Raw genomic sequence first — 17,482 nt, 5'->3', positions numbered from 1 at the left:
CAGCGCTCGCCAGTTCTACGGTATGTTCGAGACATTGGGGCCGCTTCGCAGCCCAGCGGGAGCAAGCTCCCTCGCCACAGAATCCCGGTTCACCCTTGGACCCTGCTCACCCTTGGACTCTGTTCGCCCTTGACTCAATGGCGTACGGACATGCCCGAGGCCAGTTGCATGACTCGTTCCTGGGTCGCTTCGCTGCGGTCGAGGGTGCCCATCAGGTCGCCCTCGTGCATGACCATCACCCGGTCGCTCATGCCGAGCACTTCCGGCAGCTCCGAGGAAATCATGATCACCGCCATGCCTTCGCTGGCGAGGTAGGAGATCAGCCGGTAGATCTCGGCCTTGGCGCCGACATCGATGCCACGAGTCGGTTCGTCGAGGATCAGGATGCGTGGATTGGTCATCAGCCAGCGCGCCAGCAAGGCTTTCTGCTGATTGCCGCCGGACAAGGTGTCGATGCACTGCTCAAGCGACGGGGTTTTGACCCGCAGCTTCTTGCACATGTCTTCGCACAAGACCCGCAGGGCTTTCTGCTGGATGAACCCGTGGCCGGCGTAATGCGGCAGCACCGCCATTTCCATGTTCTCCAGCACCGACAGGCACGGGAACAGGCCGCTGAGCTTGCGATCCTCGGTCAGCAAGGCGAAGCCCTTCTCGATCGCCATGTGCGGATCGCTGATGCGCACCACCTGGCCGTCGAGGCGAATCTCGCCACCGTCGCTCGGAGTGATGCCAAAAATCGCTTCGGCAACGTTGGTGCGGCCTGAGCCCATCAGCCCGGCGATGCCGAGGATCTCGCCCGCATGCAGGTCGAAGGACACCCCTTTGAAAATGCCGTCGAGCTTGAGGTCGCGCACCGACAGCAGCAGATCGCCAATCGGTTTTTCGCGCACCGGGAACAACTGGCTCAACTCGCGGCCGACCATCATAGAAATCAGGCTGTCGCCGTCCATGCTGTCAGCCCGTTGCAAGCCGATGTAGGCGCCGTCGCGGAACACCGCTACTTCATCGGCGATCTCGAACACTTCGTTCATTTTGTGGGTGATGTAGATGATGCCTTTGCCCTGGCTCTTGAGGTCGGCAATGATCGAGAACAGGTGGGTGACTTCCTTGTCGGTGATGGCCGAGGTCGGTTCGTCCATGATCAGGATGTCGGAGTCGTAGGACACCGCCTTGGCGATCTCGACCATCTGCCGCTCGGCGATGCTCAGGTTGCCGACCTGCTCCTCCGGGTCGAGGTTGATCCGCAGGCGTTCGAGCAGTTTCGCAGTGCAGCGGTGCATTTCGCGGTGGTCGATCATGTGCAGGCTGTTGAGCTGCTCGCGGCCGATCCAGATGTTCTCGGCGATGCTCATGTGCGGCATCAGGTTGAGTTCCTGGTGGATCATTGCGATCCCGGCCTGCAGCGCGGCCAGCGGCGTATCGAACACCACCGGCTGGCCGCGAAGGCGCAGCTCGCCGGCGTCCGGCTGGTAGATGCCGGCGATGATTTTCATCAGGGTGGACTTGCCCGCACCGTTCTCGCCCATCAGCGCCAGGACGGAGCCGGGGCGCACCCGCAGTTGCACATCCGACAACGCCACCACACCGGGAAAACCCTTGCTGACGTTTATGATCTCCAGCAGGTACGGCTCATCGACAGGTGTTGCGGTTGGCTGGATACCCACCAACGGGGTGCTCGAAGCAGTCGCTGAAGCGAACATGATCAGGTACTCCATCAGCAAGGTCGCGGTGGCAACCTTGCGTGCTTATTGTTGTTATGGGGCGGACGGGCTATTTGAACGTGTCGACGTTTTGCGGCGTGATCAAGCGGTATGGCACCCACACGGCCTGTTCAACCGGCTCGTTTTTGGCCATTTTCACTGCCGTGTCGATGGAGCCGTCGGCCTGACCTTTCGCATCCTGGAACACCGATACCGCCAGACTGCCTTTCTTGATTGCGTTCAAGCCGTCCGGCGTACCGTCGACACCCGCGATCAGCACACTGCCCTTGTCGACGCCGGCCTGTTGCAGGGCCATCGCGGCACCAATGGCCATTTCGTCGTTGTTGGCCACCACTGCATCGAACTTGCGGCCCTGGGTCAGCCAGTCGTTGACCAGGGTCATGCCTTTATCCCGCAGCCAGGTGCCGGTCTGTTCTTGCTCGATCTTGATGTTCGGGTATTTGGCCAACACCTCTTTCACGCCCTTGGTGCGGTTGGTGGTGGAGTTGTTCGCGAGGTCGCCCAGCAGAATCACGATGTCGCCCTTGCCGCCCATTTTGTCGGCCAGGTATTGCATCTGCATTTCACCGGCTTCCAGGTCGTTGGAGGCCACCGTGACCACGCCTTTGGGCAGTTTTAAGTCATCGGGACGACGGTTGACGTAGACCAGCGGGATGCCGGCCTTGACGGCGGCTTCGGTGATTTTTTTGGTGGCGGCGGTATCCACCGGGTTGACCACGATGGCATCGACTTTCTGGCTGATGAAGCTTTCGACCTGGCTCAACTGCTTGACCACGTCGCTGCGCGCATCTTCGAATTGCAGCTGCACGCCGTCGGGGTAGGACTTGGCTTTCTTGTCCATGGATTCGCGCAGGTAGGTCAGCCAGGTGTCATCGAACTGGGACATGCTGACGCCGATCTTCATGTCGGCGAGTGCAGCGCCACTGGCGAACATCAGGGACAAGGCCAGTGAGGCAAAACGGATCTTGGTCTTCATGAAAAGTCTTTCTCCACATTCTTGTTGGTTTTATGGATGAGGCGTGACGATTTTCAGTAAGCAGGCAAGCGGGAAAGCTGTGAAAACGAGCGAGAGGCAGTTCGCTGGAAATGACTTTATTGGAATATTATTTCTATATCAACTCATTTTAGAATTTTATTCTGATTTTGTTCCATGGCTCTCAAACGGGCTCAATTCCACGACCTGACGCCGTTCGAAACTCAAGCGCGCAGCGTCTAGAACGCGGGTGGTCGCCAGTGCATCACGGGCTTCGACAGGCAGTGGGCCACCGCTCTGTAACGCGGTTTGTAGCTGCAAATAGAACTGATTCCAGCATCCGCGTTCCGACGGCACCCGCTCACGCACTTCGCCCTGTTCAAACCAGCCCCAGCGGCGATGCTCTTCCCCGCCCCAGCGCGCACCCTCGGATTTCGGCGATAGCCCGGCGAGCGCTGAAGCTTCCTGCCCATCCAGGCCATCGACGCTGTAACAACCTTGGGTGCCGGTCACGCGAAAACGCGGGCCTGGGGTGTTTTGCAGGCAACTGCCGCCCAGGTGCGAGATCACTCCGTTGGCGTGGGTCAGGGACACAAAGAAGCCGTTGTCGAAGGCCTGGTCTTTTTCCAGGTAATCCAGTTCGGCGTACACCCGGGTCACCGGGCCGAACAGCAGCAACGCCTGATCCACCAGGTGGCTGCCCAAATCGCGCAGGAAGCCGCCGCCACTGCTGTTGTTCACCGATTGCGGCGAGTAACGCTCGATCCGCGACTCGAAACGGGTGACACGGCCCAGAGCGCCGGACTCGATGAGTTTGCGCACGGTGAGGAAGTCCGAGTCCCAGCGACGGTTCTGGTAGACGCTGAGCCGCACGCCCTGGCGCTCGGCCATGGTGATCAGGGTTTGCGCTTGCTGCGCATCGGCGGCAAACGGCTTGTCGCTAACCACCGCCACGCCGTGTTCGATGCCGTCGAGCACCAGCGCCGGTCGGCCCTTGAGCGGCGTCGACACCACCAGCACATCGATTCCGGCTTCGACCAATTGGCCGATGCTGTCGAAGGCCGGCACGCCGGGGTGTTCGGCCGCCAGCAATTGTCGGCGTTCCGGGGAACGGGTGACCACGCCCACGAACGTCGCCGCCGGCAGGCTGCTGATCAGCGGAGCATGGAAAAACCGGCCGCCGTGGCCGTAACCGACAAGTCCGATGCGCATGAAAATGTTCTCCTTATAAATAGCTGCCGGATATACACGCCCCCTGTGGGAGCGAGCCTGCTCGCGATAGCGGAGTGTCAGCCGACATTAATGTTGAATGTGCTGGCGCTATCGCGAGCAGGCTCGCTCCCCCAGGCGACGGTGCTCAACCGTAGAAGCGGGGGCGGTCAGGGAGTGTGACTTTGACGATCGCTCCGCTGTTTTGTGCTTCGATGCAGGCGTCGGCAGCGACGGCGGCAGCGAAGCCATCCCATGCTGACGGGCCTCCGACCTGCCCCGCTCGCACGCCATCGATGAACGCCTGCAACTCCACGTCATAGGCCGCGATGAAGCGATCCTTCCAGTCCATCAAAATCGCGTTCGACAACTTCGCGCCACTGCGCAGTTGAACCTGCGAAGGCTCCGGCAGTTTGGCGATGCCGGTCTCCCCCACCACTTCGCACTGGATGTCGTAGCCGTACTGGCAATTGACGAACACTTCGACGTCGATGCGTGTGCCCTTGGCAGTCTCCAGCAGGACGATTTGCGGGTCTTTCAAATGCGCGAGGGCCTTGCTGCTCTTGCGTGGGAACACCACTTGCACGGACACGTAATCGTCATCGAGCAACCAGCGCAGCACGTCGAGTTCGTGGATCAGCGTATCGGTGATGGCCATGTCGGTCTTGTAGTTCTCGCCCACGGTCGGGTTGCGGTGCGCGCAATGGAGCATCAACGGTTCACCGATCTGACCGCTGTCGATCACCGCTTTGAGTGCGCGATAGCCTTCGTCATACGGCCGCATGAAACCGACCTGCACCAGGCGCTTGCCGTGGGCCACTTCGGCCTCGACGATGTTGCGACAGCCTTCGGCGGTGACGGCCAGGGGCTTCTCGCAGAACACCGGTTTACCCGCCGCAATCGCCGCCAACACAAACGCTTCGTGGCTCGGGCCCCAGGAAGTGACGAGGATCGCTTCGACTTCTGGCGCGTTGATCAGCGCCAGGCCGTCGGGGTAGACCTCGGCGGTCAGATTCAGGTCGGACACGACTTTGGCCGCTTGCTGCAAATTGATGTCGGTGACGGCGACCACCTGGCTGTTGAGCAAGGTCTGGCTGCAACGACGGATGTGGTCCTGGCCGATGGCCCCGGTGCCGATGACGCCTAACTTTAATGACATGTAAGGACTCCTTATTGTTCGATTCAGGGCAATCAGTACTGACGGGCCTTGGCCAGTCGTTCATTGAGGGTCTTGGCTACCGCGTTGGTGCGGGCGCTGGTGGAGACTTGCGCCACGCCGACCCGCCACCACGACAGGTAGCCATGAATCATGGTCTTGGGCAGGACCTTGATGTCGATCAGCGTCGACACGGTCTGCAAACGCGCATCCGCCAGCGCGGCTTTCAGCTCGTCAGCGGTGTTCACTTTGTAAGTCTTGCAGCCATAGGCCGCCGCGCTCATGGCGAAATCCACCGGCACAAAGCCGCCATCGAGCTTGCCGGTGTCCGGGTTGCGGAAACGGAACTCGGTGCCGAAGCTGTCCATGCCGTTGCCCATCTGCAAGTTGTTGATGCAGCCGAAGGTCATGTTGTCGAGCAGGACCACGTTGATCTTGCGGCGCTCCTGGATCGAGGTCGCCAGCTCTGAGTGCAGCATCATGTAAGAGCCGTCGCCGACCAGCGCATAGACCTCGCGCTCCGGCTCGGCGAGTTTCACGCCCAGTGCGGCGTTGACCTCGTAACCCATGCACGAATAACCGTACTCGACGTGATAGGTGTTCACGCCCTTGCTGCGCCAGCTGCGCTGCAAGTCACCGGGCAGACTACCGGCGGCGGCGACGATCACGGCGTCATCGTCGAGGGTTTCGTTGAGCACGCCGAGCACGCGGCTCTGGGTCAGGCACGAGCCGGTCAGCTCGATGAATTCGCGCAGGACCGCCGGGTCCATGTGGTCGTTGATTTCCGGGGAGAAGTCTTGAGTCTGGTACTCGATCTGATAGAGACGATCGACCTCCTCATCCAACTGAGCCTTGGCCTGACGCGGTTGATCGCCCCAGCTGGAACGGTAATCGCCCAGTGCTTCGGTCAGCGCCAGCAAACCGGTTTTCGCATCCGCCAGCAGTTGCACGCCATCCAGTTTCAGGGCATCGCACGGGCTGATGTTGAGGTTGAGAAACTGCACGTCCGGATGCTGGAACAGGGATTTCGACGCGGTGGTGAAATCGCTGTAGCGGGTGCCGATACCGATGATCAGATCGGCGTCTTTTGCCAACAGGTTCGCCGCCAGGCACCCGGTTTCGCCAATCCCGCCGACGTTCAGCGGATGGCTGGACACCACCGCGCTCTTGCCGGCCTGGGTTTCGGCGAAGGGAATGTCGAAGCGCTCGGCAAACGCCTGTAACGCAGCGTTGGCCCCGGAGTATTTGACCCCGCCACCGCAAATGATCAGCGGTTTGCGCTTGCCTTTGAACAGCGCCAGCGCATCACCCAGCATCGCGTCGGTGGCCGGACGACGTTCGATGCGGTGCACGCGTTTTTGCAGGAAGTAATCGGGATAGTCGTAGGCCTCGCCTTGCACGTCTTGCGGCAAGGCCAGGGTCACCGCGCCGGTTTCGGCAGGGTCGGTGAGCACCCGCATGGCGTGGATCGCCGCGGTCATCAACTGCTCGGGACGGTTGATGCGGTCCCAGTATTTGCTCACGGCCTTGAACGCATCGTTGGTGCTGATGCTCAGGTCGTGGAACTGTTCGATTTGCTGCAACACCGGGTCCGGCTGGCGGCAGGCGTAGACGTCGCCGGGCAACAGCAGCAAGGGAATGCGGTTGGCGGTGGCCGTCGCGGCGGCGGTCAGCATGTTCGCAGCGCCCGGGCCGACGGATGAGGTACAGGCGTAGATTTTGCGCCGCAGGTGTTGCTTGGCGAAACCGATGGCGGCGTGGGCCATGCCTTGTTCGTTGCGGCCTTGATGAACGATCAGGTCACCGCTGTCCTGCTCCAGGGCTTGCCCCAGGCCCAGCACGTTGCCGTGGCCGAAAATGGTAAAGATCCCGGCGACGAATTTGCTCTGGACCCCGTCGACCTCGATGTACTGGTTATCGAGGAATTTCACCAGGGCCTGGGCCATGGTCAGTCTTGTTGTGGTCATAACTGATCCTTCAATACACGCAGAAAACTTGTAGGAGTGAGCCTGCTCGCGATTGCGCAGTGTCCGTCGACATTGATGCTGCCTGACACTGCGCAATCGCGAGCAGGCTCACTCCTACAGGGGTTCTTCATTAGCCTTGGGATTTTTGTAGGTGATTCATGCTTGCGCCGATGGCCTGCTCGATGTTGGCCAGGCCATGGACGCTGTCGGCAAACGGCTCGAATGACAGGTAGCCGCTGTAACCGCCGCTGAGCAAGGTGTCGATCTGTGCGGCATTGCCAAGAATGTCGCCCTCGCCCACCAGCACGCGATGGCCGTCGCGTATCGTCGCCAGCGGTGCCTCGGCATCCTCGACGCCGGAGATATGCACCAGCCCGGTCAGCGCGGGGAAAAACTCCTGCTCACACGCCAGGTGATGGTGAAAGGTGTCGTGGACGAGCCGGAACACATCCAGCCCACCGACAACCTTGATCGCTTCCACCGCCGTACGTTTAAGCCGCAGCGAGCATTCTTCGAAACCCAACGGCTCGATGAAACCGAGAATGCCGTGATCGCGCAGGATCGGCGCCAGTTCACTCAAGGCGGTGCGCAACCCTGAAGCGCGCTCGGCTTCGCTACGAGTATCCGCGCGATCATTCAGCGGGCACATGACCAACCCCTGCGCGCCGCAATCACGAGCATAAGTCGCCAGTTTCAAGGCCAGCGTCCGGCGCTCGTCATTCCACACATCAAACGGGTACAGCGCGTTGATCGACAGCACGCTGATGCCTTGGGCCGCGCACAACTCGCGGACGCGCTCGGGCGCGGTGCCGTCTTCTATCTCGACACCCTTGAGGTCATTGCGAATCTCGATGGCGTCAGCCTTGAGGGCCACCGCCAGGTCGATGAACGCGGGCAGGGACAAACGTGGGGCGACCATACGGTTCAGGGCGAAACGCAGGGGTTTGCTCATTATTGTTATTCTCCGCACAGGTGAATCACTTGGCTGTCGGCATGCTGAATTCAGGGCCCTTGGCGATGCTGTCGGGCCAGCGTTGCATCACGCTTTTGTAGCGGCTGTAGAAACGGATGCCTTCTTCGCCATAGGCGTGATGGTCGCCGAACAGCGAGCGCTTCCAGCCGCCAAACGAGTGCCAGGCCATGGGCACCGGAATCGGTACGTTGATGCCGACCATACCGACCTTGATAGTGCGTGCAAACGCTCGGGCGATGCCGCCGTCACTGGTGAAACACGACACGCCGTTGCCGAATTCGTGGGCGTTGATCAACGCCACGGCGCTGGCGAAATCCGGGACGCGGACGATGCCCAGCACCGGGCCGAAGATCTCTTGCTGGTAAATGCTCATCTCGGTAGTGACGTGATCGAACAACGTCGCGCCGACGAAGAAGCCGTTCTCCGCCCCCGGCACCTTGAACCCACGACCATCGACAATCAGCTGCGCGCCCTGCGCCACGCCCTGGTCGATAAAGCCTTCGACCTTGGCCTTGTGTTCGGCCGTCACCAACGGCCCCATGTCGCTGTCACCCTGCATGCCGTTGCCGACCTTGAGTTGATCGATGCGCGGCAGCAGTTTGGCAATCAGTTGGTCTGCAACATCGCCCACCGCCACGGCAATCGAGATCGCCATGCAGCGCTCGCCGGCCGAGCCGTAAGCCGCGCCGATCAAGGCGTCTGCGGCCTGATCCAGATCCGCGTCGGGCATGACGATCATGTGATTCTTCGCCCCGCCCAGCGCCTGCACCCGCTTGCCGCGCGAGGTGGCTTGCTGGTGGATGTACTCGGCAATCGGCGTCGAGCCGACAAAGGAAATCGCCTCGATGTCCGGGTGTTGCAGCAGCGCATCGACCGCTGTCTTGTCGCCCTGAACCACGTTGAATACGCCGTCCGGCAATCCGGCTTCGGTCAGCAAACGGGCCATCAGCAAACTGGCGGATGGGTCGCGTTCGGAGGGTTTGAGAATGAAGCAGTTACCGGTAACCAGCGCCAGCGGGATCATCCACAGTGGCACCATCACCGGGAAGTTGAACGGCGTGACACCGGCGCACACGCCCAGCGGCTGGCGCAGGTTCCAGTTGTCGATGCCGCCGCCGATGTTGTCGCTGAATTCGGTTTTCAGCAGGCTCGGCGCGCCACAGGCGTATTCGACGATCTCGATGCCACGGGTGACTTCGCCCTTGGCGTCGGAGAACACCTTGCCGTGTTCGCGGCTGATGATTTCGGCCAGTTCGTCGTGATGACGGTCGAGCAATTCCTTGAACTTGAACATCACCCGCGAACGGCGCAAGGACGATTGCTCGGACCAGGCCGGGAATGCTTTCAGGGCCGAGGCAACGGCATCGTCCACGGTCTTCGAACTGGCCAGCCCGACACGCGCTTGTACCTCGCCGGTCGCCGGGTTGAAGACATTGCTGAACCGCTCGCTACCGCTGTCTTGCACGTGACCGTCGAGGTAATGGCCGATGACCGGGGCGTCGCTCATTGTTCTTGTTCTCCGTTCGAATAGTGGAATTCAGGCTTTTTAGATCAGAGATCAAGCAGCCAGCTGTGCTGCGGATCGTTGTGGAACTGCCAGACCCGTTTCGGGCCGGCCATCACGTTCAGGTAATACGACTCGTAGCCGTAGGGCACGCTGACCGGGTGATAGCCCTTGGGCACGACCACGAGGTCGCTGTTTTCCACGGCCATGGCTTGATCGATGCTGCGGTCGTCGGTGTAGACGCGCTGGAACACGAACCCCTGGGGCGGGTTGATCTGGTGGTAATAGGTTTCTTCGAGAAAGCTCTGGTGCGGCAAATCGTCGGTGTCGTGCTTGTGCGGCGGGTAGCTCGACGAGTGTCCTGACGGCGTGCGCACTTCCACCACCAGCAGCGAATGGGCGGGCTCGGTGTCCGGCAGGATGTCGCAGACGTAACGGGTGTTGGCGCCCTTGCCGCGCACGCTGCGTTTCATGGTGTCGGGTTTGATCAGCCGTGGACCGAGGCCCTTTTCGGCTGAGCCCGGTGCGGCGCAGACGGCGATCTGAACATCGCTCAACGCGACGACCTGGGCCTGACTGCCCGGCGGCAAGTACGCAGCGAACGGCGATTTGTCTTCGAACACCGACTGGCGATCGCCGAGGTTGTCCCAGTCGAACGCCCCCTGCCCCGGCGCTTCGCCCTTGATGCTGACCCGGCCGCTGAGCAGCACCAGGCACAGTTCTTTATCGCCCGCCGCCAGCGGCAAGGTTTCGCCCAGGCTTAGTCGGTAGGCAGCGAAGCCGACGTATTCCAGCTCACCTTTGCCCAACTCGACCATGGTCCGGCCACGGGCATTGCTTTTGACCAGCAGGCTCATAGCGCAACCCTCTCGTCGAGCAACGCACGCAAGGTGTCGTAGCCTTTTTTCGCGTAGACGTAACTCGGCGCCACGGCCGGGTCTTGCTCAGCCTCGACCACCAGCCAGCCGTGGTAATCGTTGGCCAGCAACACATCGAGCAGCGCGGCAAAGTCGATGTCGCCATCGCCGGGCACGGTGAACGTGCCGTTGATGATGCAGTCCGGAAAGCTCCACAGGTTGTTGCGCGCCAGTTGCACCACCGGTTTGCGCACGTCCTTGAAATGCACGTGGCAGATGCGTTCGATGTGTTTGCGCAAGACGTGCAACGGCTCGCCGCCGCCCATGTAGCAATGGCCCGAATCGAACAGCAGACCGACTTCGCTGCCGGTCAACGCCATCAACTTGTCGATGTCGGCCGGGGATTCGACGTAAGCGCCCATGTGGTGGTGATAGGCCAGGCGCACGCCTTGGGACAGGGTGAAACGCGCCAGTTCGGTGAGCTTGTCGGCGTATTCCTGCCAGGCCTGTTCGGTGTGGAAACGCGGGCGTTCAACCAAGGGGATGCGCTGGCCCTGAATCGAGTCAGCCACTTCGCCGTAAACCAGCACCTTGGCGCCGTTCTTCGCCAGCAACTCGACGTGACTGCCAATGGCGTCGATTTCTTCGGCCACGGAACGGCGCGCCAGACGGCTGGAATACCAACCGGACACCAGCGCCAGATCGTAAGGCCGCAGCACGTCACCGACGCCTTTGGCATCCTTGGGGAATTTGCCGTTGAGTTCAAAACCTTCGTAACCGATCTCCTTGCCTTCGCTCAACGCGGTGCTCAACGGCGTCTCGCCACCGAGGGACGGCAAGTCGTCGTTGCTCCAGGAGATCGGGTTGATGCCAATTCGGATAGCGGGCATGGCTGCACCTTTTTGTTGTTTTCTAAATTTCCGTTGAGTCTGAGGCCGACTTCGCGGGCAAGCCTCGCTCCTACAGATCAACGCGGCTTCCCGTAGGAGCGAGGCTTGCCCGCGAAGAACGATAACGCGGTGTCACGTCAGGCGCGGGCCGTGCGCCAGGCGTCGATGAGTTCGACGAAGGTACCCTGCACCTGAGCAATCAGCGCCTCATCATCGATTTCACCGGCCAGCCACGCGCGGCTCGGTTCCTGGAAGATCGTCCTCCCCACCGCGAACCCGCGACAGGTCTGGCTCTGGCTCGCTTGCTGAAACCCTTCGGCCAGTGCCGCTGCCGGCGCATTCAGCCCCAGCAACACCACGCCCCGGCAATACGGATCTCGCTCCTGAATCAACTCATCAAGCTGCTTCCACTCCTCGGCACTCTGCGCTTCGATCTTCCACCACGCCGGGTAAATCCCCAGGTTGTAGAGGCGTTTCAGCGCGCGATACAGCACGTCCGGATGGGTCGACGGATGATCCTTGGGCGGGATGATTTCCAGCAGTAGTTCATGACCGCTGACCTGGGACGCCTGATACAACCCCTTGATCTGCGCTTCCTGTTCCAGGCGCAGCAACGGCTCATCATCAGGATGAAATTGCACCAGGCACTTGATGATCTGCTCTTGCGGCCAGGCGATCAGGTTGCTGCCGATCGAGCGCCCATGTTCGAAGGCCAACGGCCGCGAGCCCTGCACTTCCACTGGCCGCGCCACCCACCAGCCACGACCGGTGGCGGCGTTCAGCGAGTCCTGGCCGAAACGCTGATCGGCCAGCAAGCCGACATCCGCCTCGATCCCTTGCTCGCGCAAATCCGCTTCGACCCGCTCCACGGCTTTGATAAAGAGTTGCTTGAGTTCGCAGATGGCGTTGAGGTCGCGACCGCCCTTGTGCGCCAGCTCCACCAGTTGCCCACGGTGATCAAAGGCAAAAATGAACAGCTGCTTCCACTGTTTGCGCGGCACGCTGACCTGATGCAGACGCTGCAGCACTTCGTCCTGATCCGGCCGGGTGATCGGCACCGGGCTGTTGAACAGGTAATCGAGTTCGGCCCGGGTCGGCATCGCCGGGGCGCAGGCATGGCGCGACACCACCAGACCGCCGCAAGCATTGGCCAACTGGCAGCAGCGCTCATCGCTGGCATCCTCCAGCCAACCGCTGAGGAAACCCGACATGAATGCATCGCCGGCCCCCAACACGTTGAGCACTTCCACCCGAACGCCGGGGTAAATCGCCCCGTCTTCAAGCCGCACCGGAATCACCCCGTGAATCACCGTGCAACCCTGCGGCCCGAGCTTGACCACCAGCGTTGCGTCGCTCAAACGCCGAACATTGCGCAACGCCGTGAGCAAATCCTCGGAACCGCCCGCAATCAAAAACTCTTCTTCAGTGCCGACAATCAGGTCAAAACGCGGCAGGATTTTCTGCACATGCTGGCTGACGTTCTGATCGGCAACAAAGCGCGTCTCCCCATCAGCCTTGCCCGCCAGCCCCCACAGCACCGGGCGATAATCGATATCCAGCACCCGTTTGACGTTGTGCTTCTCGGCGTAATCCAGCGCCTGGATGCTCGCCTTATAGACGCCGTCGGTGGAGAAATGGGTGCCGGTGATCAGCAAGGCTTTGCTGGAGGCAATAAAGGCTTCGCTGATGTCCTCGGCCCGCAGCGCCATGTCGGCGCAGTTTTCGCGGTAGAAGACTAAAGGAAAGGTTTCGCGGTCCTTGAGACCGAGCAGGACCATGGCGGTCAGGCGTTCCGGATCGACCTTGACGCCGCTGACGTCACAGCCTTCACGCGCCAGGGATTCCAGGAGGAACCGCCCCATGTGGTCGTCCCCTACCCGGCTCAACATCGCCGATTTCAGGCCCAGTCGAGCGGTGCCGAACGCAATGTTGGCGGACGATCCCCCAAGGTATTTGGCGAAGCTTGAAACATCTTCCAGCCGCGCCCCGACTTGCTGCGCATAGAGGTCGACGCCAAGGCGCCCCAGGCAAATCAGATCCAATTGACGCCCACTGGCAAAACGAGTCTGGCCCATGCTGGCTCCTGTTATTTTTATCAGCCTGCGTTCGGGGCGATGGAAGCGCCGAACGCTCTTGGTGGGATGCAGACTAAAACGACCGGGACCGAACAATCAATAATTATTCCAAATAATTTTTACGTGGAATATTTTTTCCAATAAACTTTTACAAAAGCATTCCAGACACAGTGCATCGTTTCAGCAAACCGCACGCCAGCCGCAAGCTCAAGATTTTATTCCGGCCTACCCTGTAGACTGCGCACAGCCAACCTATTGTCAGGGGCCGACACACCAGTCAGCCCTATAAGAACAAGCCAGAAGGATTCCCTATGTCCCGCACCGATCAGCCGGCTACGACCGAGAGCACGCCCGACAGCGATCTCGCCAGCCCCCCGATCAATGCCGAGCGTCTGTTGCAGCTGATCACCAACGAATACGAAAGCCTGCCGCGCCAGCTCAAACGCATCGCCAGCTACATGAGCCAGCAAAGCGACCGGATCATGGTCGACCGCATCAGCGACATCGCCCGCGAGTGCGAAGTCCACCCGTCGGCCATCGTGCGGTTCTCCCAGCGTTTCGGGTTCAGCGGTTTCAGCGAAATGCAGGCCCTGTTCCGCGAGGCGTACACGCACAAAACCACGCCGGTTCAGAACTACCAGCAGCGCATTCGCAGCATGATCGCCAACAAATCGCAGAAAGCCAGCGGCGGCGACCTCGCCCGCGAGTGCATCGACGCGACCCTGTCCGGCATCGAACGGCTGGGGCTGGAACTCGATGACCAGGCCTTCGACAAAGCTGTGGACCTGGTGGTCAACGCCGACAACATCTACGTGGTCGGCGTGCGCCGCTCGTTCGCCGTCGCGGATTACCTGGTCTACAACCTGCAACACACCAACAAGCGCATCCATCTGGTCTCCGGCCTCGGCGGCAGCTACCGCGAGCAGATGCGCAGCGTGCGCGCCAATGACCTGGTCATCGCCATCAGCTTCACGCCCTACGGCAAGGAAACCCAGCACTGCCTGCGCATCGCCCAGCACAACCAGGCGAAAACCCTGATCATCACCGACAGCAACCTCTCGCCCCTGGCCAAACGCGCCAACACCGTGCTGCTGGTCAACGAAGGCAGCTCGTTCGCCTTCCGCTCGTTGAGCGCGACGTTGTGCCTGTGTCAGGCGCTGTTCATCGCCGTGGCCTATCGACTGGAATTGAAGGTCGACGAGATACACGAGCAAGTCGGTTTCGAAGATTAACCAAGGCCGTTTGCAGGTCGCCGAACTTCAACTAAGGTAGTCCATCCCGACATGGACACCTGAAGGAGCGGCTCAATGAAACTGATCGGCATGCTGGATTCGCCCTACGTGCGGCGCGTGGCCATTTCCGCCAGACACCTGGGCATCGACCTGGAGCACGAGTCGGTTTCGGTGTTCCGCCACTTCGAGCACTTCCAGCAGATCAACCCCGTGGTCAAGGCGCCGACCCTGGTGCTGGACGACGGCGAAGTGTTGATCGACTCGACCCTGATCATTGACTACCTAGAAGCCCTCGCCGGCCCTGGCAAAAGCCTGATGCCCGACGACCTCAAGCAACGACTGCGCGCATGGCGCCTGATCGGGCTAGGACTGGCGGCGTGCGAAAAGTCTGTTCAGCTTTACTACGAACGCAACCTGCGCCCCGCCGAAATTCAATACCAGCCGTGGGTCGAGCGCGTCGAAGGGCAACTCGCCGCAGCCTATTCAGCGCTTGAACGCGAGCTGGAAAAACAGCCTCTGGCAAACGGTGCCTTGATCGAACAAGACGGCATCACCCTCGCCGTCGCCTGGAGCTTCACCAACCTGGTGACACCGGACCAAGTCGACGCCTCACGCTTCCCGCGCATCGCCGAATTCACCGCGCAGGCGGAAAAGCTTGAGGCCTTCATCAGTACCCCGATAACCTGACCGGCCCCCTCGAACGGACCCGACCATGACCGCCGCCGAACAGCCTGCCCCGGCGCTGCACGACGGGTCCGCTAGGCACTTTCTGCGACTGGCGACGAGTACGCGGGATAATCGATGTAGCCATGCGCGCCCCCGCCGTAGTAAGCCTCCCTTCCCGCTTCGGCCAGTGGCCAGCCATGGCGCAAGCGATTGACCAGATCGGGGTTGGCTATAAACGGCCGGCCAAACACCACCAGGTCGCTTAATCCTTCTTCGATGGCCTGCTGCGCGGTTTCAAGGGTGAACCCGCCCGACACCATCAAGGTGCCGTCGTAAGCGGCGCGGAAGTCTTTTTGAAAGTCCGGCGTGCCGAGATGGCTCGCATGCAAGTAGGCAATCTGGCGTTGGGACAATGCTCCGGCCAGAGCGAGCCAGGTGGCCTCTTCGCCATCGAACGGGTGCAGGTCCGCCAAGTGGGCAAAAGGCGACACGCGCACACCCACCTTCGCACTGCCGATCTGCGCACTCACCGCATCGACCGTCTCAAGCAGCAATCGCAGGCGATTCGCAATCGGCGCACCACCGAAACGGTCTTCACGTGTGTTGAAGCCGCCGTTGATGAACTGTTCAAACAGATAGCCGTTGCCGGCGTGAATTTCGACGCCGTCAAAACCTGCCGACAGGGCATTGGCCGAGGCCAGGCGAAAGTCTGCAATGACCTGCCGAATCCCCTCGGCATCCAACGCCACGGGCGCACTCACCGGAACTTGCGCAGGCTTGCCGTCGCTGTCGTAAGCATGCACCAACGTTTGACTGGCGGGCATGGCCACAGGCGCGACAGGCGAGCGTCCCTCCAACAAGGAAAAATGCGAGACGCGCCCCACATGCCAGAGCTGGAGGAACATGCGTCCCCCGGCTTGATGAACCGCATCAGTCACGCGCTTCCAGCCTTCAATTTGCGCTGCGCTGTGGATCCCCGGGGTGTACAGGTAGCCACGTCCCTGTGGAGAGACCTGCGCGCTTTCACTGATGATCAGGCCGGCTCCGGCGCGCTGGGCGTAGTAGGTCGCCATGTCTTCAGACGGCACGGTGCCCTCGACGCGAGCGCGGGTCATCGGCGCCATGACGATGCGATTGGGCAGCACCTGATCCGCGAGGTCGTAAGAGTCGAAAAGTGATGACATGAGTAATTCCTCCGCGAGATCTCAGGCATGTGACGGGAAGTACGGCAGAACGTACTCGCCGAGTTCGTCGAGGATTTCGCCATAGGGTTGACGGCTGACCTTGGGGTTGAGCGCGATATGCGAAACACCGGCAGATTGCGCGTGCTCCAGGTAATTGCGCAGGCCGTTGCGCCCTGCCCGGAAGCCACCCTGGATGCGCTGGAATGGCTGATCCGGGTTGTCGCTGAGGTCGAAATAGCCGCCCAGGCCCAATGGTTTGAAAGCGTTGCGGTTCTCCGCCTCCTGCACGGCGGCGTGCCAGCTCTTGCCCAACGCTGCCAACCGCTCCGGGCTTTGGACGCCAGCAAGATAGCCATCAAGGTGCTGAGCCAACCATTCAACGCTCTGTTGCGCCTGGCCGACAGCAATTGACGGGACGCGGCCATACGGCGCTTTCGGCACCAGGTCCAGGTTTCCGTGTGAGCCACCGAATCGCTCGGAGCGGAAACGCGGAAAGCTCTGCTCAATCAGGGTTCGAAACACCGAAAAGGCGTCACGGTAGCGATCGCCACGGGATTCATAATCGATGCCCAGCATCGGGTAATCACTGTATCGATCACCCGAGGACAGCCCCAATACCAGTCGACCTTCACTGAGTTGATCGAGGGACGTCGCTTGCTTGGCCAGATACATCGGATCACGGGTCGGCAGCACAATACCCGTGGTGCCCAGGACAATGCTGCGGGTGGCGGCGGCCAGGTAACCGATGTAGACCAGCGGCTCAAAGATCTGCGCCACATCACCATAATCCGGGTCGTAGAAAGGTATGTCGCGCATCCATAAGGCACCAAAGCCAAGCGCTTCGGCGCGTTGCGCCATCTCCACGTGATCACGCATGGTCGGCGCCGGTCTGCCCGGGTGGGTTTCGAGCGGCAAAATCAGGCCAATCGTGAGCGCCTGCGGTTTAAACAAGCGTTGAAACCCGGGATGGCGCTCAAGCGAAGGATGGGCGGTCGGTAAAGTGGCAGGTTGAGCTGGCGGCGAGAAGTGTGTGGCAGTAGTCATGATGGCAGTCCCGTGAGTGACGATGACTGAC

General features: G+C 61.0%; 14 protein-coding genes. 2 read left to right on the top strand and 12 right to left on the bottom strand.

Annotated features, from left to right (window positions below; genetic code table 11):
* Positions 1–134: 134 nt before the first annotated feature.
* The 10 genes from FBY01_RS27600 to iolC form a co-directional block, all read right to left on the bottom strand.
* Entirely contained in the window at positions 135–1,700 is a 1,566-nt protein-coding gene (locus FBY01_RS27600; RefSeq protein ID WP_145310310.1) for a sugar ABC transporter ATP-binding protein, read from the bottom strand.
* 70 nt (positions 1,701–1,770) lie between these two features.
* Complete coding sequence (locus tag FBY01_RS27595; RefSeq protein ID WP_010459630.1) at positions 1,771–2,697, bottom strand: sugar ABC transporter substrate-binding protein; 927 nt, start codon at positions 2,695–2,697, stop codon at positions 1,771–1,773.
* A 156-nt stretch (positions 2,698–2,853) separates the two neighbouring features.
* Positions 2,854–3,906: a Gfo/Idh/MocA family protein gene (locus FBY01_RS27590; RefSeq protein WP_145310312.1), complete on the bottom strand. Its 1,053-nt coding sequence runs from the start codon at positions 3,904–3,906 to the stop codon at positions 2,854–2,856.
* Positions 3,907–4,051: 145 nt separating this feature from the next.
* Positions 4,052–5,062, bottom strand: a complete 1,011-nt coding sequence (locus FBY01_RS27585) for a Gfo/Idh/MocA family protein (RefSeq protein WP_145310314.1) — start codon at positions 5,060–5,062, stop codon at positions 4,052–4,054.
* Between the two features lie 32 nt (positions 5,063–5,094).
* Complete coding sequence (gene iolD, locus FBY01_RS27580; RefSeq protein WP_145310316.1) at positions 5,095–7,026, bottom strand: 3D-(3,5/4)-trihydroxycyclohexane-1,2-dione acylhydrolase (decyclizing); 1,932 nt, start codon at positions 7,024–7,026, stop codon at positions 5,095–5,097.
* A gap of 130 nt (positions 7,027–7,156) precedes the next feature.
* Positions 7,157–7,978 carry a TIM barrel protein gene (locus FBY01_RS27575; protein WP_145310318.1) on the bottom strand — a complete coding sequence of 274 codons (822 nt, stop codon included), beginning with the start codon at positions 7,976–7,978 and terminating at the stop codon, positions 7,157–7,159.
* Between the two features lie 25 nt (positions 7,979–8,003).
* Positions 8,004–9,506: a CoA-acylating methylmalonate-semialdehyde dehydrogenase gene (locus FBY01_RS27570; protein WP_077749725.1), complete on the bottom strand. Its 1,503-nt coding sequence runs from the start codon at positions 9,504–9,506 to the stop codon at positions 8,004–8,006.
* Between the two features lie 44 nt (positions 9,507–9,550).
* On the bottom strand, positions 9,551–10,360 hold the full coding sequence (iolB, locus tag FBY01_RS27565) for a 5-deoxy-glucuronate isomerase (RefSeq protein ID WP_145310320.1): 810 nt from the start codon (positions 10,358–10,360) through the stop codon (positions 9,551–9,553).
* A complete protein-coding gene (gene iolE / locus FBY01_RS27560) occupies positions 10,357–11,250 on the bottom strand; it encodes a myo-inosose-2 dehydratase (protein ID WP_010459620.1) in 894 nt (297 codons plus the stop codon). The genes iolB and iolE overlap by 4 nt, the downstream gene beginning before the upstream one ends.
* A 137-nt stretch (positions 11,251–11,387) precedes the next feature.
* Positions 11,388–13,325 carry a 5-dehydro-2-deoxygluconokinase gene (gene iolC / locus FBY01_RS27555; RefSeq protein WP_010459619.1) on the bottom strand — a complete coding sequence of 646 codons (1,938 nt, stop codon included), beginning with the start codon at positions 13,323–13,325 and terminating at the stop codon, positions 11,388–11,390.
* A 311-nt stretch (positions 13,326–13,636) separates the two neighbouring features.
* On the opposite strand from iolC, the gene FBY01_RS27550 reads away from it, so the two are divergent.
* Both FBY01_RS27550 and FBY01_RS27545 read left to right on the top strand, forming a co-directional pair.
* Complete coding sequence (locus tag FBY01_RS27550) at positions 13,637–14,557, top strand: MurR/RpiR family transcriptional regulator (RefSeq protein WP_077749729.1); 921 nt, start codon at positions 13,637–13,639, stop codon at positions 14,555–14,557.
* 75 nt (positions 14,558–14,632) lie between these two features.
* Entirely contained in the window at positions 14,633–15,244 is a 612-nt protein-coding gene (locus FBY01_RS27545) for a glutathione S-transferase (RefSeq protein ID WP_010459617.1), read from the top strand.
* 71 nt (positions 15,245–15,315) lie between these two features.
* Here FBY01_RS27545 and FBY01_RS27540 read toward each other — a convergent pair whose 3' ends face one another.
* The gene (locus FBY01_RS27540) at positions 15,316–16,407 is read right to left on the bottom strand and encodes an alkene reductase (protein ID WP_145310322.1); all 1,092 of its coding nucleotides are present in this window, start codon (positions 16,405–16,407) and stop codon (positions 15,316–15,318) included.
* 21 nt (positions 16,408–16,428) lie between these two features.
* Positions 16,429–17,451 (bottom strand): LLM class oxidoreductase, encoded by a 1,023-nt coding sequence (locus tag FBY01_RS27535; RefSeq protein ID WP_256664542.1) that lies wholly within the window; start codon positions 17,449–17,451, stop codon positions 16,429–16,431.
* Positions 17,452–17,482 lie beyond the last annotated feature (31 nt).

It is taken from the genome of Pseudomonas sp. SJZ077, from assembly GCF_007993905.1.
GTDB classification, from domain to species: Bacteria; Pseudomonadota; Gammaproteobacteria; order Pseudomonadales; family Pseudomonadaceae; genus Aquipseudomonas; species Aquipseudomonas mandelii.
Note: the sequence above shows the minus strand (reverse complement) of the source record. Positions and strands in the feature narration are given on the sequence as shown.

Bases quoted from the DNA above. Each gene is read 5' to 3' on its own strand.
- iolB (WP_145310320.1), bottom strand. From the start codon at position 10,360: ATGAGCCTGCTGGTCAAAAGCAATGCCCGTGGCCGGACCATGGTCGAG.
- FBY01_RS27575 (WP_145310318.1), bottom strand. From the start codon at position 7,978: ATGAGCAAACCCCTGCGTTTCGCCCTGAACCGTATGGTCGCCCCACGT.
- FBY01_RS27540 (WP_145310322.1), bottom strand. From the start codon at position 16,407: ATGTCATCACTTTTCGACTCTTACGACCTCGCGGATCAGGTGCTGCCC.
- FBY01_RS27545 (WP_010459617.1), top strand. From the start codon at position 14,633: ATGAAACTGATCGGCATGCTGGATTCGCCCTACGTGCGGCGCGTGGCC.
- iolE (WP_010459620.1), bottom strand. From the start codon at position 11,250: ATGCCCGCTATCCGAATTGGCATCAACCCGATCTCCTGGAGCAACGAC.
- FBY01_RS27535 (WP_256664542.1), bottom strand. From the start codon at position 17,451: ATGACTACTGCCACACACTTCTCGCCGCCAGCTCAACCTGCCACTTTA.
- FBY01_RS27590 (WP_145310312.1), bottom strand. From the start codon at position 3,906: ATGCGCATCGGACTTGTCGGTTACGGCCACGGCGGCCGGTTTTTCCAT.
- FBY01_RS27595 (WP_010459630.1), bottom strand. From the start codon at position 2,697: ATGAAGACCAAGATCCGTTTTGCCTCACTGGCCTTGTCCCTGATGTTC.
- FBY01_RS27550 (WP_077749729.1), top strand. From the start codon at position 13,637: ATGTCCCGCACCGATCAGCCGGCTACGACCGAGAGCACGCCCGACAGC.
- iolC (WP_010459619.1), bottom strand. From the start codon at position 13,325: ATGGGCCAGACTCGTTTTGCCAGTGGGCGTCAATTGGATCTGATTTGC.
- FBY01_RS27585 (WP_145310314.1), bottom strand. From the start codon at position 5,062: ATGTCATTAAAGTTAGGCGTCATCGGCACCGGGGCCATCGGCCAGGAC.
- iolD (WP_145310316.1), bottom strand. From the start codon at position 7,026: ATGACCACAACAAGACTGACCATGGCCCAGGCCCTGGTGAAATTCCTC.
- FBY01_RS27570 (WP_077749725.1), bottom strand. From the start codon at position 9,506: ATGAGCGACGCCCCGGTCATCGGCCATTACCTCGACGGTCACGTGCAA.
- FBY01_RS27600 (WP_145310310.1), bottom strand. From the start codon at position 1,700: ATGTTCGCTTCAGCGACTGCTTCGAGCACCCCGTTGGTGGGTATCCAG.